General features: G+C 57.3%; 11 protein-coding genes and 1 other RNA gene. 11 read left to right on the top strand and 1 reads right to left on the bottom strand.

What is annotated here, in order from left to right; translation table 11 throughout:
* Window positions 1–82: 82 nt before the first annotated feature.
* The 6 genes from B0B07_RS00235 to B0B07_RS00210 all read left to right on the top strand — a co-directional run bounded on the left by B0B07_RS00235 (window position 83) and on the right by B0B07_RS00210 (window position 6313).
* On the top strand, window positions 83–475 hold the full coding sequence (locus tag B0B07_RS00235) for a YppE family protein (protein WP_076756378.1): 393 nt from the start codon (window positions 83–85) through the stop codon (window positions 473–475).
* Complete coding sequence (locus B0B07_RS00230) at window positions 447–2714, top strand: DEAD/DEAH box helicase (protein WP_076757432.1); 2268 nt, start codon at window positions 447–449, stop codon at window positions 2712–2714. The genes B0B07_RS00235 and B0B07_RS00230 overlap by 29 nt, the downstream gene beginning before the upstream one ends.
* A 6-nt stretch (window positions 2715–2720) precedes the next feature.
* Window positions 2721–3983, top strand: a complete 1263-nt coding sequence (locus B0B07_RS00225; protein WP_076756377.1) for a ribonuclease H-like domain-containing protein — start codon at window positions 2721–2723, stop codon at window positions 3981–3983.
* A 283-nt stretch (window positions 3984–4266) separates the two neighbouring features.
* Window positions 4267–4566: a cell division regulator GpsB gene (gene gpsB / locus B0B07_RS00220; RefSeq protein WP_076756376.1), complete on the top strand. Its 300-nt coding sequence runs from the start codon at window positions 4267–4269 to the stop codon at window positions 4564–4566.
* A gap of 121 nt (window positions 4567–4687) precedes the next feature.
* An RNA gene (rnpB, locus tag B0B07_RS00215) (RNase P RNA component class B) lies at window positions 4688–5068 on the top strand.
* 114 nt (window positions 5069–5182) lie between these two features.
* The gene (locus B0B07_RS00210; RefSeq protein ID WP_076756375.1) at window positions 5183–6313 is read left to right on the top strand and encodes a THUMP domain-containing class I SAM-dependent RNA methyltransferase; all 1131 of its coding nucleotides are present in this window, start codon (window positions 5183–5185) and stop codon (window positions 6311–6313) included.
* Between the two features lie 444 nt (window positions 6314–6757).
* Here B0B07_RS00210 and B0B07_RS00205 read toward each other — a convergent pair whose 3' ends face one another.
* Window positions 6758–7750, bottom strand: coding sequence for a nuclease-related domain-containing protein (locus B0B07_RS00205; protein ID WP_076756374.1), 993 nt, complete (start codon window positions 7748–7750; stop codon window positions 6758–6760).
* 333 nt (window positions 7751–8083) lie between these two features.
* On the opposite strand from B0B07_RS00205, the gene B0B07_RS00200 reads away from it, so the two are divergent.
* The 5 genes from B0B07_RS00200 to B0B07_RS00180 all read left to right on the top strand — a co-directional run bounded on the left by B0B07_RS00200 (window position 8084) and on the right by B0B07_RS00180 (window position 16584).
* Window positions 8084–8602 (top strand): sigma-70 family RNA polymerase sigma factor, encoded by a 519-nt coding sequence (locus B0B07_RS00200; protein WP_076756373.1) that lies wholly within the window; start codon window positions 8084–8086, stop codon window positions 8600–8602.
* Entirely contained in the window at window positions 8595–9902 is a 1308-nt protein-coding gene (locus B0B07_RS00195; RefSeq protein WP_076756372.1) for a DUF4179 domain-containing protein, read from the top strand. The genes B0B07_RS00200 and B0B07_RS00195 overlap by 8 nt, the downstream gene beginning before the upstream one ends.
* Window positions 9903–10088: 186 nt before the next feature.
* Complete coding sequence (locus tag B0B07_RS00190; RefSeq protein WP_076756371.1) at window positions 10089–11975, top strand: ATP-dependent DNA helicase; 1887 nt, start codon at window positions 10089–10091, stop codon at window positions 11973–11975.
* A 137-nt stretch (window positions 11976–12112) separates the two neighbouring features.
* Window positions 12113–15760 (top strand): dynamin family protein, encoded by a 3648-nt coding sequence (locus B0B07_RS00185; protein ID WP_076756370.1) that lies wholly within the window; start codon window positions 12113–12115, stop codon window positions 15758–15760.
* Complete coding sequence (locus tag B0B07_RS00180) at window positions 15757–16584, top strand: sulfurtransferase (protein WP_076756369.1); 828 nt, start codon at window positions 15757–15759, stop codon at window positions 16582–16584. The genes B0B07_RS00185 and B0B07_RS00180 overlap by 4 nt, the downstream gene beginning before the upstream one ends.
* Window positions 16585–16597 lie beyond the last annotated feature (13 nt).

The raw sequence follows: 16597 nt of genomic DNA, 5'->3' as shown, positions 1-16597 counted from the left end.
GAACATCTGTTTCCCTTCAAGTGGTCCGGAACGATAATATTTGATAGGATAAAGAAAACCAACTATAAAGGAAGACAATGAGATGAACATACAAGAACTGACGGTCCTGCTGCTGGACGAATGTGCGAAATGCAGGCCGAGGCACACCCTCATGCGCGAAGAGGACCGGGAGCCGGACTTTTACGAAGAAGTGAAGCCGTACGCGGACGAGGTGCACTTGCTCATCGCCGAATGGAAGTCGCAGGCGGAGGGCTGGATCAGGGAGGAACGGCCGAGGCACATCCATTTGCCGCAGATCGAGAACGCGGCCGATATGATGACCCAGTTCGTCGTGCAGTCTTTTTATAAAGCAACCGGAAAAAAACGGTTTTACCAGTCGATCCAATCCGTCCAATACACGCTGAAGATCATCCTCGAGGCGCTGAAGGAGGGGCAATCAGATGGAATTGCTGAAAAAACGCAAGACGATCAGTGAACTCGTCAATGAATGGCTGGCCGATCCCGGGATGAAGGACCGGATCATGCACCATCGGGTGATCGAGGGAAAGGAGGCCCGCTATGCATCCTTCCCGGAGAACCTCCATCCGTCGATCCGCAAGGCGCTGGAATCGCGCGGGATCGGCTCGCTCTACACCCACCAGCGGGAGGCGTTCGACCTGGCGACCTCCGGCCGTTCCATCACAGCCGTCACGCCGACCGCGTCCGGCAAATCGCTCTGCTATCATCTGCCGGTCCTCCAGTCCGTGCTGGAAGACCGGGCGGCCCGCTCACTCTACCTGTTCCCGACAAAAGCGCTGGCCCAGGATCAGATGGCGGATCTCCACAGTCTCATCGAAGCGAGCGGAGAGGACATCCTGAGCCATACGTATGACGGAGACACGAGCCCGGGCATCCGCCAGAAAGTGAGGAAGTCCGGGCACATCATCATGACGAATCCGGACATGCTCCACTCGGGCATCCTGCCCCATCACACGAAATGGGTCTCGCTGTTCGAGAACCTGAAGTATATCGTCATCGATGAACTGCATACGTATAAAGGGGTTTTCGGCAGCCATGTCGCCCATGTGCTCCGCCGTCTCATCAGGATCGCCCGTTACTACGGCAGCGATCCGGTCATCATCTGCACGTCCGCCACGATTGCGAACCCGAAGGAACTCGCCGAAGAGCTCGCAAACCGGGAGATGGCGCTCATCGCAGACAACGGCGCTCCGGCAGGGAAGAAGCACTTCATCTTCTACAACCCGCCCGTCACCCACCAGACATTCGGCATCCGGCGCTCGGCCGTCCTTGAAGTCCGTGACCTTGCCAGACGGCTCTATGAGGAAGAAGTGCAGACCATCGTCTTCGCAAAAAGCCGGGTGCGCGTGGAAATGATCGTCACGTACATGAAGGAAATGACAAAAAAGAAACTGACCGACAAAACAATCCGCGGCTACCGGGGCGGCTATCTGCCGTCGGAGCGTCGGGAGATCGAAAGGGGCCTGCGCAGCGGCGAGATCCGGACGGTCGTCTCGACAAATGCACTTGAGCTCGGAGTCGATATCGGCCAGCTCCAGGCGTGCATCATGACCGGCTATCCCGGAAACATTGCGAGCGCATGGCAACAGGCTGGCCGAGCCGGCCGCCGGCAGGAAGAGGCGCTCATCATCTACGTCGCCCAGTCGATGCCCCTCGATCAGTATGTAATCGAGCATCCGGACTACCTGTTCGGACAATCCCCGGAAGAGGCGAGGATCCATCCGGACAATCTACTCATATTGATGGATCACCTGAAATGTGCGTCGTTCGAACTGCCGTTCCGGCTTGATGAACCATATGGAGAATTTGAAGTCCAGGAGCTGCTCGCCTACCTGGCGGAAGAAGGGATCCTCGTGGAAGCCGGCGGCAAATGGCACTGGATGAGCGAACGGTTTCCGGCGAGCGAAGTCAGCCTGCGGTCCGCATCGCAGGAGAACGTCATCATCATCGACAAGTCGGTTCCACGCGACACGACCGTCATCGGCGAGATGGACCGGTTTTCTGCGATGACGCTCCTCCATGAAGAGGCGATCTACATCCACCAGGGCACACAGTACCAGGTCGAGGAACTCGACTGGGAAGAAAAGAAGGCCTATGTGCGCGAAGTCGACGTCGATTACTTCACCGACGCAAACCTGGCCGTCGAGCTGAAGGTGATCAGCGAGGATGAAACGGAAAGCCTGGCAGGTAGGACCGCTTCATTCGGAGACATCGCGGTTCTCGCCATGCCGACGATCTTCAAGAAAATCCGGTTTGACACGCATGACAACATCGGGTCGGGGCCGATCACGCTTCCGGCCGAGGAAATGCATACTTCCTCCGCCTGGCTGTCGTTCGACCGGCCGGCGGACTGGAGCGAGTCGGACCTGACCGACACGATGACCGGCGCGGCCTATGCAATGCATTCTTTCATCCCGCTGTTCGTTTCGTGCGACCGGGCGGATATCCATGTCGTTCCGCAGGTGAAGGCGGTCCACACGGGCATGCCGACCTTCTTCGTCTATGACAGCACGCCGGGTGGAATCGGACTGTCCAAGCGGGTGCATGGCATGTGGGAGAACCTTCTCGCCCGCACCGCGCAGCACGTCGAGGCATGTCCGTGCGAATCCGGCTGCCCGGTCTGCATCGGTGCCCAGGAATCCGGAGGCCGCGTGAAGCGGCGCGTCACCGAGCTGCTCGGGAAACTGTCGGGGTGAAGCGACATGTCCTATGAAAACAAGCTGATGCAGATGAAGAAGATGCTGAAGAAGAAGGCGCCCGAAACACAGGCGAGGGAAACGGCTTTCCAAAAGCCGGATGCCCCGGAATACGCCGGGCGTTGGCAGGAGGCAGGACTTGAGCGGATCGACAATCAATTCGGCACGGTGTTCCTCAGGACCGTCCGGTATTCGCCGGAAACGGTGCACGGCACTTCTCCGCTCGGGGAACTGGAGGAAGCGGCCGGCGTCTGGGCCGGATCTGACGGCATCCATCCATTTGCAGAAGGGGATGTCCGGAGGCTGCTGTTTTTCGATACAGAGACCACCGGGCTGAAGGGGACGGGCTCGCTGATCTTCATGGCCGGCCTGCTGTCGGTCCGGGATGGGGAGTTCGTCCTCGACCAGTATGTGCTGGCAGGACCTGCGCATGAGACGGCCTTCCTTTATGAGACGGGTCTTTGGAAGCCCGGTTTTACCGTGGTGACCTATAACGGGAAAAGCTTTGACTGGCCGCAGCTGAAAACCCGCTGGACGATGTGCCGGGAGCATTTGCCGAAGCTCGGGGATCCGGATCACATCGATCTCCTGCAGGGGACCCGGCGGATCTGGAAAGGCGGCCTCAAGAGCTTCTCGCTGAAGTCGATCGAAGAGGAAATCCTCGGATTCCGGCGGGAGGACGACATTCCCGGCTTTCTTGCACCGATCATTTATACGGACGCCGTGAAGAGCGGCAGTCCCGATCTGCTCCTGGGCGTTCTCCGGCACAATGAGTGGGATCTGCTGTCGCTCGTCACCCTGTTCGTCCGGCTGACCTCCCTGCTCATGAAAGGAAACGAGGAGCCGACCCCGTTGCCGCACACGAACATCGGGAAGTGGTTCGGAGACCTCAAGGCCTATGGCCGGAGCCGCGAAGTGCTCGAGGAAGTGACCGACCTCTTCTTCGACGAGACCGACGAGGCACATTATCATCTCGGATTTCTGCTGAAGCGGGAAGGGCGCTACCCGGATGCGGAGGAAGCGTTCGAGCATGCATTCTCCGGAAAGCTCGATGAGTCGATGTCACTGAAGGCGCTCGAAGAGATCGCCAAGCTGAACGAACACCGGCTCGGCAACCTCGTGAAGGCCGAGATCAACTGTCTTCGGGCCATCGGGCTGCTGGAAGGAATGGACAGGCTGAAGCCGAAACAAAAACAGCGCTGGAAGGCTGCGTTTGAAAAACGGCTTTCGCGCATCCGCAGCAAAAGAGAAAAACAGTCCGGCAGTTGATTTCCCGTCATCCATCGGACGTGTATGGTAGAGTCGGAAGTGCGGGGGAATCGTTGTGGCCGTGCCGGCCGCTCTCCCGGCAGAGCCCGTGAAGCACCGTGAGACCGGAGCAGCGCCGAATATGAGGATGGCATGCCTCGGCGGAATCACCGGAATAAACCGAATATTTCCCGGGCAAGCGCATGAACCGACATAATTGCGCCGCCTTCCGACAAGGATGAACACCGGGGACCAAAATATGCTATACTTGAGCAAAGCATGCCTAGACGGAAGGACGAGAACGATGGAGACTAAACTGACCGCCAAAAAAATCCTTGAGCATGAATTCAAGACCGGTGTACGCGGCTACAAGCCCGACGAGGTCGATCATTTCCTCGATGAAATCATCCAGGACTATGAAGCATTCAACCAGCGGATTGCCGCCCTGCAAGAAGAGAACCACCGGCTGCAGGCAGAAATCGAAGAATTGAGCAGCCGCCCTGCCGCACCTCAGCCGCAGGCGGGCACGACCAACTTTGACATCCTCAAACGGCTGTCCAACCTGGAACGCCATGTGTTCGGCAGCAAGCTCGACGGGAACTGACTCCCGGAACCCGGCTGTGCCGGCGGGGATTCGGATTTGCCGAATTGAGCGGTAAATGGAACTTCTTCTGCCGAATTGAAAGCGAGGCCACACTGTGATATGATGGGTGTTGCCAAAGTCGCCATTCAGGCAATCGCTGCAACTTCGGGTTGTAGAGGAAAGTCCATGCTCACACGGACCTGAGACGGCCGTAGTGTTCGTGCCCGGCGAAGTCATAAGCCGGGGCAGGCCCGCTGGGTCTGACGGCGGGAGTAACGCCTAAGTCCTTAGGGATATGGCCGAGGCTCCCTGAAAAGTGCCACAGTGACGTAGCCGCATCGGAAACGGTGCGGGTGGAACGCGGTAAACCCCTCGAGTGAGAAACCCAAATTTTGGTAGGGGCATCCTTCTGAAGGAATCCAACGGAGGAAGGGACAGGCAGCTGCCTGTAGATAGATGATTGCCGCCGGAGTACGAGGCGAGAGCCGCTACAGTACGAAGGAACAAAACATGGCTTACCGAATGGCGACGGTACATATGAATTTTCCGGAACGCTCTCCATGACAGGGGAGCGTTTCTTTTGTACGATACATACAGCAGACTCGGCGGGCATGCCCCGCACGGAAGGGTGAATCGGATGACGACATTCAAGCTGGTGGCCACCACCGCGATGGGACTGGAAAAGCCGGTGGCGGATGAAGTGAAGGCGCTCGGCTATGAGCCGACGGTCGAAAACGGGAAAGTGTATTTTGAAGGGGACGAGACGGCGATCGCCAGGACGAATCTGTGGCTGCGGGTTGCGGACCGGGTGAAGATTGTGTTCGGGGAATTCAAGGCCACAACGTTCGATCAGTTGTTCGAAGGGACAAAAGCGCTGCCGTGGGAGGATCTCCTGCCGGTCGACGCAGAGTTCCCGGTTGCGGGCAAATCGGTGAAATCCCAGCTCGGCAGTGTCCGGGACTGTCAGGCGATCGTCAAGAAAGCGATTGTGGAACGGCTGAACGGGGCCTATGGCCGCCGCGGCATCCTGCCGGAAACCGGACCGCTCTTTAAACTCGAAATTTCCATGCTGAAAGACATCGCGACGCTGACCATCGACACGAGCGGCGCCGGCCTGCACAAACGCGGCTACCGGGTCGGACAGGGGGAGGCACCTTTGAAGGAAACACTGGCCGCCGCGCTCGTCCAGCTGACGAGATGGACACCCGACCGCCCGTTCCATGATCCATTCTGCGGATCCGGGACGCTGGCCATTGAAGCCGCGATGATCGGCCAGAATATGGCCCCCGGCTACAACCGTGAATTTGTGAGCGAAGGCTGGCCGTGGATGGACCCGAAAATCTGGGAAGACGTCCGAGCACACGCGGAGTCCGTCGCCGACTACGATGTCGAACTCGACATCACCGGGACCGACATCGACCACCGCATGATCAAGATCGCCCAGGACAACGCCGCCGAAGCCGGATTTGCCGGGCTGATCGACTTCAAGCAAATGCAGGCCGCCGACTTCACCACGCTGAAGGAAAACGGCGTCATGGCCTCCAACCCGCCGTACGGTGAACGCATCGGCGAAGTCGAAGAAGTGGAAGAGGCCATCCGCACACTGGGACAGGCCATGGAGGCTTACCCGACCTGGTCCGTCTACATGCTCTCCTCCATGGAACATTTCGAAGAACTGTGGGGCCGCAAAGCAACGAAGAAACGAAAACTCTTCAACGGCTTCATCCGGACTGACTACTATCAATTCTGGGGCCAGAGGAAGAAATAAGTTTGGGGAAACCGGGCGGATGCCCGGTTTTTTCTTTTGGGGAGCGGGTGACGCGGTGGAATTGGGCCTGGGAAGCGGGTTCGGAAAGGAGGTCATCCGGGAAGCGGGTCCGAAAAGGGCCGAAGCGGGTCCGAAATGTCCCCAAACGGGTTCGGAAAGGAGGTCCTCCGGGAAGCGGGTTCGAATAGGGCCGAAGCGGGTCCGAATTGCCCTCAAGCGGGTTCGAAAAGCAGATCCTCCGGGAAGCGGATTCGAATAGGTACGAAGCGGGTTCGAATTGCCCTCAAGCGGGTTCGGAAAGGAGGTCCTCCGGAAAGCGGATTCGAAAAGGGCCGAAGCGGGTCAGAAATATCCCCAAGCGGGTCCGAAAAGCAGGTCCTCCGGGAAGCGGGTCCGAATCGCCCGCAAGCGCCCTGAAAGTCCTGGACTTCCGCGCACCATCGGCTAGAAAGCGGGGATGATTAATTTACCTTCATCATCAAGAATCACTGCTGAGTAATTCAGCTGATACCAAGTGGCAACAGATTTGCCGTGCTTGGTGAAAAGGGGGAAGCGCAGCAAACCCTGGGCTTTGGATTTACTCACCCCTAAATAACCTTGTGCCTGTTCGATCGTCAATGTGCTGCTGCGAATCAAAAAGTAATCCACCAGTTTCTCGACAAAAGGAATCCACTGTCGGTTTCCGCAGGAAAGACAAATGCCCTTTCGGTTGGCAGCGCCGCATAGCATTCTGCCGGCGCATTGATTACAGAGAGGGGCATCGGATAGTTTCTCTGTCGCAACATGGAAATAAGGAGCGAGCGGATAGGGGTGAAATCGTTCTTCCTGTCTTCTCATGGCCTCTGCTGCCCATCGGAGAGTTTGATCGGTCACGGATGCGTCGCCGTTCAATTCTTTTTTTAGAAGAAAGGGTATTTCGGTCACCAGGTGGATTGGCGTTCCCTCCGGAAAGCGGACATCCACATTTTTGGACGCCAAGATGACTGCACCTTTCACCGGAAGCGGGATATCATGCATGAAAAGCCAATATGAAAGGGTATCGATCGCCAGATCAAGCTGGATCAGCGGGGAGCTGAAGTAATGGATTTTCCCGTCACTGCCGGTCCGTTTCAGGCGGGCCGGATTTTCTTCAAGCTCCAGACAACCGTATATATTTTTCACTTCCATCACATAGGCGATGGTCGTTGTCAGAATGAGGGTGTCGATCTGGACGGTTTCATTGCCAGGAATGGTCAGATGGAGATCATGAAGAATGATGGTTCCTTCTGGGAAGGGTGCCCTGCTGGTATAGCGGTCCGCGCGAACTTCACCTTGGTGGCCGAATGAAGTCGTGGTCTGTTCTGTCAAAATCCTCGTCCTCATCGGGTCTGCTGGATCCATGAGCGCCAGCAATCGCCCGGTCGCATACAAAAACAGTGGATAAGGTCGCTTCGCCATTCAACTCACTCCTTTTCCGCCATTAGACCCCGACGGATGCCCGAATGCAAATCGTCAAATTTCAATTTTGCCTGTAGAATTCGTGCCAAAATCGAATCTTTGATATTACCCGTTTGTGCAGAAGCCCTTCACCACGCCGTATCCCTCCTAATGAAATTCCAATTTTGATGGTCAGTGAAAATCCATCTCCCACACTGTCGCTCTTTTGTGACTTTCCTTTAATCTCTCTACACTGCCAACTCCCCAAAAATAAATCCAAACCCCCTTGAACTTTCCCGCCGTCCCGCTGTCTAATGAATAGAGACAGCAAGAATCGGGGGAGGTGGCAGGGGAATGGAAGAGACGGAGTGGGCAGCACGGGCTGCGAAGGGGGACCAGGAAGCCTTCATCCGACTGATGGAACTTCACAAAGCAACACTTTACCGGACGGCATTCGCTTTTCTGAAGGACCAGCATGCTTCGATTGAAGCGGTCCAGGAAGTGACTGCCCGCGCCTACAAGGCGGTCCGGCGCCTGAAAAATCCGGCGTTCGCCAAGACGTGGCTGACCCGGATCATGATCAACTACTGCCAGGATGAGCTGAAGCGGAGGGGAAGGGAGCCATCATCGGACCGGCTGCCGGATCCCGGGGCACGCGACGCGTACGACCGGTTTGAATTGGACGAAGCGCTTGAGGCACTTCCGGGCGAGTCCCGTCGGCTCATTCATCTGAAATATTTCGAGGAGATGAAAATCCGGGAAATCGCCGAACTGGAGCAGATCCCGGAAGGCACGGTGAAGTCGAGGCTTCATTATTCGCTCCGGCAGCTCCGTGAATTCTTTACCGGGAAAGGGGGCAACGCGGATGTTTGAAGAGGAAGAAAAGAAGCTGGCCCAAAAACGACATGCGCTCGATCACCTGGAAATCCCTGAGAAGGCCCTCAGTCATGCCATCCGGGCCGGTGTGGCCCAATCGGAAAAGAAGATGAAGAGAGCGCGCAAATCCGTCTTCACTTTGGCTGCCGTTGCCGTCCTGCTCCTCGCCTTCGTGACATCCGTCCGCGTCTCGCCGGCGTTCGCCAATATGGTAGCCAGCCTGCCGGGCATGTCGGCCATTGTGGACATGATCCAGTCCGACAAGGGCATGAAGGCGATCATCGACAATGAATATTACGAGGAAGTCCATGCAACCGACTCGGATGGAAACATCACAATCACGCTGAACGGCGTCATCGTGGATCAGTCGGGGATGGTGATCACCTACACGGTCGACTCGGCAACAGGCTTGAAGGACCCGTTGTTTGAAACCCCGGAAATCTATGCGGACGGCAAACTGATCGAGCCACAGGGGATTTCCTGGAATTACCCGGCCGCGGCCGATGCCCGTACGAGTGAACAGCTGATCGACTATCATTTCGCAGACCCCCTGCCGATCGGCACGACAGAATTTGAGGTGAGAATGCAGATCCGGGACGATGAATCCCATCACTTCAGACTGCCGTTCTCGATCAAAAAGCCGGTCGCACAAGGGAAGGTCTTTCCGCTGGACCGGACAGTCATCGTCGAGGGCCAGAAAATCATCATCCGGTCCATCACGATCCATCCTCTCCGGGTGGAGGTTGCGGTTGATTTTGACGAAGCGAACACGATGGACATCCTTCAGTTCGAAGACATGCGGATCGTGGACGGCAAAGGGGAGACCTGGAGCAGCATCAGGAACGGAATGTCTGCCACGGAAGAGGAGGACGGAACCCAAATCTATTTCCTTCAGAGCAACTACTTTGAGAAACCCGAACTCATGGTGTTCCGGATGAATGAAATGCAGGCGATCGACAAAAACGAGAAGCTCATCATCGATACCCGCCTCGGCAAAGTCATCCAGACACCGTCAGACGGAAAGCTGGAAGTGACGGGAATCTCCCCTCGGCGGATCGAGACCAAACTCCGGACCGGCGGGGAATTCGGATACGGGTATCTGATGGAAGCAACCGATTCAAACGGAAAACCGGTTGACCAGAAAAGCGGGGGAATGTGGAGCACGGACGGAAAAGGGGACACCTTTACGTACAACGACATGGAATTCGCAGATACCGACTATGCCAACCCGATCACCGTCCGTTTCTTCGCCTATCCGAACTATATCCGGGGTGACGTCACGCTCCGGCTCGATTGAACTGCGCTAAGTAAATACGGACGGTCGGGCAGGAATGATTTGTGGCTGAGCGGGATACACTAAGTGCGGGTGCTCCGCGTGTTTATCTTTCATCCCCGGACTTTTCATGGTATAGTATAAAAACTGTGCATTTTTCCGGCACCTTGCCGGAAAAGTGCATTTCATTACGTTTACAGGGGGCTTTCGATGAAACAGGCGATTCCGTTTGCGCTCGACCGGGACCGGTCGTTTTTTGAGTCGATGGATGACTGGATCGGCGATGTATTGTATGACGAACTGACCGAGAAGGGGTTCGATCTGCGTGATGAGCAGGTGTTCATGGCGTTCCAGATCGGCCAGGCGCTGAAGGAGAAATCGGTCCTGTTCGCAGAGGCGGGGGTCGGCACCGGGAAGACGATCGCCTATCTGCTTCCCGCGGTCGCCTACGCCCGGTATACTGGCAAGCCGGCAATCATCGCCTGTGCCGATGAAGCGCTCATCGATCAGCTCGTGAAGGAAACAGGCGACATCGGAAAACTGGAACAGGCGCTCGGCCTGACCGTCGATGTCCGGCTGGCGAAGTCACGCGAACAATATTTGTGCCTGAAGCGGCTCGATGAAGCCGGGAAAGGCAATGAAACGGCTAAATGGATCGACGGTGAACTGCCGGACTATGTGCACGGCCACTCTTCGATGATGAAGCTGGAACCGTACGGAGACCGGTCATCGTTCCCGGACGTATCCGACGATGATTGGAGCCTCGTCAATTACCATCCGCTCTGGCAGTGCAGCTCGTGCGATCTCCGGAACCGCTGCGGCCAGACCCTGCACCGGGCGCACTACCGGGAAGCGGCGGACCTGATCATTTGCTCGCAGGACTTCTACATGGAACACCTGTGGACGAAGGAATCACGGATCCGCCAGGAGCAGCTGCCGCTCCTGCCCGAGCCGTCCGTCCTCGTATTTGATGAAGGTCATCTCCTTGAATATGCGGCACAGAAAGCCTTCACCTACCGGGTGCAGGAACGGACGCTCGACACAGTCCTCTCGCGCATCATGGTCGACGGCGTCCGTGAAAAGACGCTCGTCCTGATGGAGCGGCTCATCGACTGCCATGCCGCCCTGTTCCTCGCCCTCCATGAACATGCAGAAGGGGAAGGAGAACGGCGCAAAATCGGCCGGACGGCGCAGATCGAAGCAGATGCCGCACAGGCCGTCCGGCTCGCCGTCGACATTCTTGAGGAACTGGTGTTTGATGCAGACCTGTATGTCATCCCGGACTATGACCTCAAAATCGCCGAAGAATACCTTGAGCAGTACATTCATTCGATGAAGCTGTTCACCGAAGGGGGCGAAGCGGTCGATTGGCTGGAAAATGAGAACGGCGACGAAACACTCGTCATCATGCCCCGGCTGGTCACCGACATGCTCGGAGAGCTGCTCTTTACCGGAAAGCTTCCGGTCATCTTCTCTTCGGCGACGATGTCGGTCGGCGGCAACTTCTCCTACCTGGCCGACTCTCTCGGAATCCATGACTTCAAATCGTTCTCGGTCGAATCACCGTTCGATTACGAAGAAGTGATGCAGATCCGGATGGAGGAGCCTGCCGACAAAGCGGCGGAAATTCTCCGTTCGATGGAGAACGGCGGCCAGACGCTCGTCCTCTTCCGTTCGAAGGCCTCCATGGAAGCTTTCCGGCGGCAGACAGCCGGCGATCCCCGTTTTCTGTTTGAAGGGGACCGTGCGCTGACCGCACTGGTCCGGGACTTCCAGGACGGCAAAGCGCAGGCGCTCTGCTCCTGGCATCTGTGGGAAGGACTGGACATCCCCGGAGAAGCCCTCACCCGGGTGGCGATCCATGACATGCCGTATCCGCCGGACGACCCGCTTTTCGAAGCGAAGCGCAGGTTCGCAGGCGACCCGTACGTGGATATCGATCTGCCGTACATGCTGCTCAGGCTCCGCCAGGGCATCGGCCGGCTCATCCGCACGTCGGACGACCACGGGGAAATCCTGCTGCTGACCGACGAGAAGGACAGCCGCGCAAAGGAAGACATCCAACGGGTCCTCCCGGTCCGGCCGGCAACCGTATAAGATCGGCAAAGGCCTTCCGCCGTCGGCGGAAGGTCTTTTTATGGTCTTCGGATCCGTCCAAAATCCCGGGGAGGTCCTCAACGCCCTTTGAAAATGTTATGATGAACCCAGTAAAACAGACAGAGGAGTTTCCATCCATGGCAGAAACGAAACATGTACCGATACAAGAGCAGGCAACACTAATCGAAGAAGCGGGCCGGCTGTCCGTGCTTTTCCGGCGGGACGGCGACAAAGAGCGCGAAGACCGGGCAGAGCGGTTTGCGCGGAAAGTGATCCGCAATGAATTTGTAATCGGGTTTGCCGGTCACTTTTCGGCAGGTAAGTCGAGCATGATCAATGCGCTCACCGGAGTGGACCTGCTTGCGACCGGACCGATTCCGACGAGCGCAAACATCGTGCGCATTCACAAGGCGGAGGAAGACTTCGCCATCATCCACCGGACGGACGGTCCGCCCGTCCGATTCACCGGAAACCTGGATCTGCAGTACATCAAGGAGTTCTCGAAGGACGGAGCGGGTGTTTCGGACATCGAAGTGGGGCATGCCGGATCGGCGCTTCCCGACGGCGTGACGGTGATGGATACCCCGGGCGTCGATTCGACCGACGACGCACACCGGTTGTCGACCGAATCGTCACTTCACATCGCGGATCTCGTTTTTTACGTGATGGACTACAACCATGTCCAGTCCGGCCTGAACTTCACCTTCACGAAAAACTTGATGCAGTACAATGAGAACGTGTATCTGATCGTCAACCAGATCGACAAGCACCGCGAGCAGGAGCTCAGTTTTGAAGATTTTCAGGAGTCCGTCCGCAGTTCGTTCGCCTCATGGGGCGTCCATCCAAAAGGAATCTTTTACACCTCTCTCAAGGACCCCGGCCTTCCCCACAATGACTTCAATCAAGTGAAGGCACTCATCAACGATAGCATCGGCAATCGGGATGAGTCTCTCCTGAAAACGGGCGCCGGCACGCTCCGCAAGTTGGCGGACGAGCATCTTGAGTTTCTCGGCGATGAAGTCGGGGAGCGGAAAGCGACATACGCAGAAATCATTACAGAAGAAGAGTGGAACCGCCGGTCCGAAATACTCCAAGAGGCGGAAGAAGCCGCACGCCGCGTCGAGCTGCTTTCGCCTGAACTGTGGGAAGACACGTTTGAGTCGGCCCGGAAACATCTGCTTGAAAATGCGGCACTCATGCCGTTTGAAGTGCGCGACGGGATGAAGGAATACCTGGAGTCCCGGTCGTCTTCCTTTAAAGTGGGATTCCTGTTCAGCTCCAAAAAGACGGAGGAGGAGCGACATGCACGCGAGGAGCGGATGCTCGGGCAGTTCCGCAAAACCGCCGATGCGCAGGCGACAATCCATCTCCGGTCTTTGATGAAACAGTCGCTTCGTGAAGCAGGCGCGCTGACTGATGAACAGGCGCTCGATATCGACCGGATGGACTTTGAAGTCCCGCTTTCGGTCATCGAGGGCGAAGTGCCCCAGGGTGCGCTCGTAACGGGCGATACGGTACTGAATTTTACGGAGGCCGTGCGGCAGGCGGTGATCCGCTGGTATATCCGTAAAACCGACAGTTGGAAAAAAGAACAGGCCATCAGGATTGCCGAGGCGGCCAACGACTCGACGGACCGGCTGGAACAACAGGCAGGATCCCTGTCGGACAAGGCGGGCGCCATCCGCGCCATCGAAGAAGCGGAAGAAGCGATGGACCAATTCAGGAAAGCCCTCGCATCCAAAGACACCAAGCTCCGTGAAGAAGCCGTGCAAACCGTCGCCGGCTGGCAGGAGAAAGAGCAGGCTGCCCGCAGATCGGTCGTCGATTTCGATCCGTCGATGGCACCCGAAAAGCCGGAGACCGCGGAAACCGGCGAAAAGACGGATCTGTCCGGCAGACCGGCGGTTTCCGAAGCGGCAGCCGACGAAGCCGTCCGCAATGCGCAGCTCGTCTCTGAACAAGTGCATGCCATTCCCGGATTCGCCGAAACGGCGGAATACCTACGGCGGAAGGCAGACCGGCTGGGAAGCAAAGATTTCACGATCGCCCTTTTCGGTGCGTTCAGTGCCGGCAAGTCGTCATTTTCCAATGCGCTGATCGGTGAACAGGTGCTGCCGGTGTCTCCGAACCCGACAACGGCCGCCATCAACAGGATCCGCCCCGCGGACACTGCAAATGGGAAGGCGAGCGGGACGGCCGATATCCATCTCAAGACAATCGAGGCGATGACCGAAGACGTGATCCGGGCATTTTCCGAGATCGGCCTCACGGTCCGTTCTTTGGAAGAGGCCCATCGGCTGGCAGACCAAGCGACGGCGAAAGAGGACATTGAGGACGGCAAGCAATTGCACCGCTCATTCATCCGGGCGTTCAAGGCCGGCTATCAGGTGCATGGCCCATTGCTCGGCAAAACGGTCAATGTCGCGGAAGCCGAGTTCCGGGAGTATGTCGCTGACGAAACGAGAAGCTGTTTTGTCGAGTCGATCGACTTTTATTATGACTGCGAACTGACCAGACGAGGAATCACGCTCGTTGACACGCCCGGGGCGGACTCGATCAACGCCCGGCACACGGACGTCGCTTTTGAATACATCCGGAATGCGGATGCCATCCTGTTTGTCACTTATTACAACCATGCATTTGCGGCGGCGGACCGTGAATTCCTCATCCAGCTCGGCCGGGTCAAAGATGCGTTTGAAATGGATAAGATGTTTTTCCTCGTGAATGCCATCGACCTTGCAGCCGACGGGGAAGAAGCGGATCTCGTCAAACGGTACGTGGCCGGCGAACTCCAGCGGTTCGGCATCCGCAATCCGCGCCTGTTCGGCATTTCAAGCCTGCTGGCGCTGGAAGAAAAGACCGCCGGGAAGGAACTCGGTTCCGGCATGGACGAATTCGAGAAAGACTTCCATCATTTCCTCGGCGAGGAGCTTAATGCACTCGCCGTGCAGTCCCTTCTGGAAGAAAGCCGGAAAGCGGTCAGTTCGCTCGGCGAGCTGATTTCCCGGACCGAGCAGAACCTGTCAAGGAAGGATGAACGGCTGGAGGAGCTCCGGCTTTACGAACAGGATCTGCGGAAACGCTATGCCCAGTCGGGGGCGCCGGTCATCATGAACGATGTGAAGGCCGAGCTTGACGAATTGGTCTATTATGTCTTGCAGCGGGTGTTCTACCGGTTCACTGAATTCTTCCGGGAAGCGTACAACCCGGCGACGTTCTCTTCACGCCCTGCAAAGGAGGCCCTGTCGGTTGCATTGAGGGAAGCGCTCGGTTCGGTCGGATTCGATATCGTGCAGGAGCTGAAGGTGACGGACCTGCGGCTTGCGAAATTTACGGCCCGCAAACTCACCGGCCGCTTCACGGCCGAGCAGCGGACGCTGCGTGAGATGGACCCGGTGTTCGGCCTCACTCCGTTCGAGCCGGATGAAAAAGACAGTCTGTCATTCCCTGAGGTTTACCCGGACCCGTCGGTTTATTCGGGTGTCAACCGGATTTTTAAAAATGACAAAGACTTCTTTGAGGGCGGCACGAGGGACAAACTGAGGGATGCACTCGAGGAAAAGGCGAAGAAAGATGCGGAGCAGTATCTCACTATCCAAAAAGAACGTATGCTGAAAAGCTTTGATCAGTGGACGGAGCTTGAAGCGGAAGGGCTCCGGCAACACCTTCTGCAGGGGGCACTTTCGAAAATTGCGTCGGAACGGGAGGTTCTGCAGGAAACCGGAAACCTCGCGGGCTGGAAAGAGATTTACGAAAACTTATCCCGACTGGAGGAAACAACATGACGGAAGTGTTTAAATCAGTGGATGACCTGGCGGAAGGCTACTGGAAATTGATCGATACCCGGTTTTCCCTTCAGGATCCGGATGCCGGTTCAAAGGCATACAAGGCCGGTCACATCGCGGGAGCGGTCCACTGGGATCTGGAAAAGGACCTGTCCGACATGCACTCGAAAAATGGCCGTCATCCGATGCCTTCCCGGGAGCATCTCACGGAACTGTTCAGGCGGAGCGGCCTTGGGCTGGATGACCGGATCCTTATCTATGACGGAGGCGGGGAGCCGTTCGCCGCACGTGCCTGGTGGCTGGTCCGATACGGCGGATTCCGGCAGGCCTACATATTGAGGGAAGGCCATGAAGGGCTTGTGCGAGCCGGCTATCCGCTTGAAACGGAAGAAGTGACGCCCAAGCGCAGCGAAGTGAAGCCGGAATGGCAGGAGCGGCTTTACGCGGACCGGGAACAGGTCCGGGACATTGTGGAAGGTCGGTCTCCGGGCGTGCTGCTCGATGCCCGTGCCGCAGATCGTTATGCGGGAAAACATGAGCCGCTCGATCCGGTCGCAGGCCATATCCCGGGGGCCCGGAACTTCGACTGGAGCCGGCTCATCACGGACGGTGAACTCTCAGCCGATGAGGAGACCGTCCGTGCGATCCGTGAAACCGTCGGACCGGATGAATCCGTCACGGTTTATTGCGGAAGCGGCGTCACGGCCGCACCGCTCCATGCGATGCTGACCCATCTGGGACATAAGGATCTCCGGCTTTATGTCGGCAGCTACAGCGACTGGGTGAGCGAGCCGGACGCACCCGTTGAAAACGGCGGCCGATAAGCCGGCAATTTGA

This window comes from Edaphobacillus lindanitolerans, from assembly GCF_900156305.1.
Lineage (GTDB): Bacteria > Bacillota > Bacilli > Bacillales_A > Planococcaceae > Bhargavaea > Bhargavaea lindanitolerans.
This window is presented reverse-complemented; position numbering and strand designations above follow the sequence as displayed.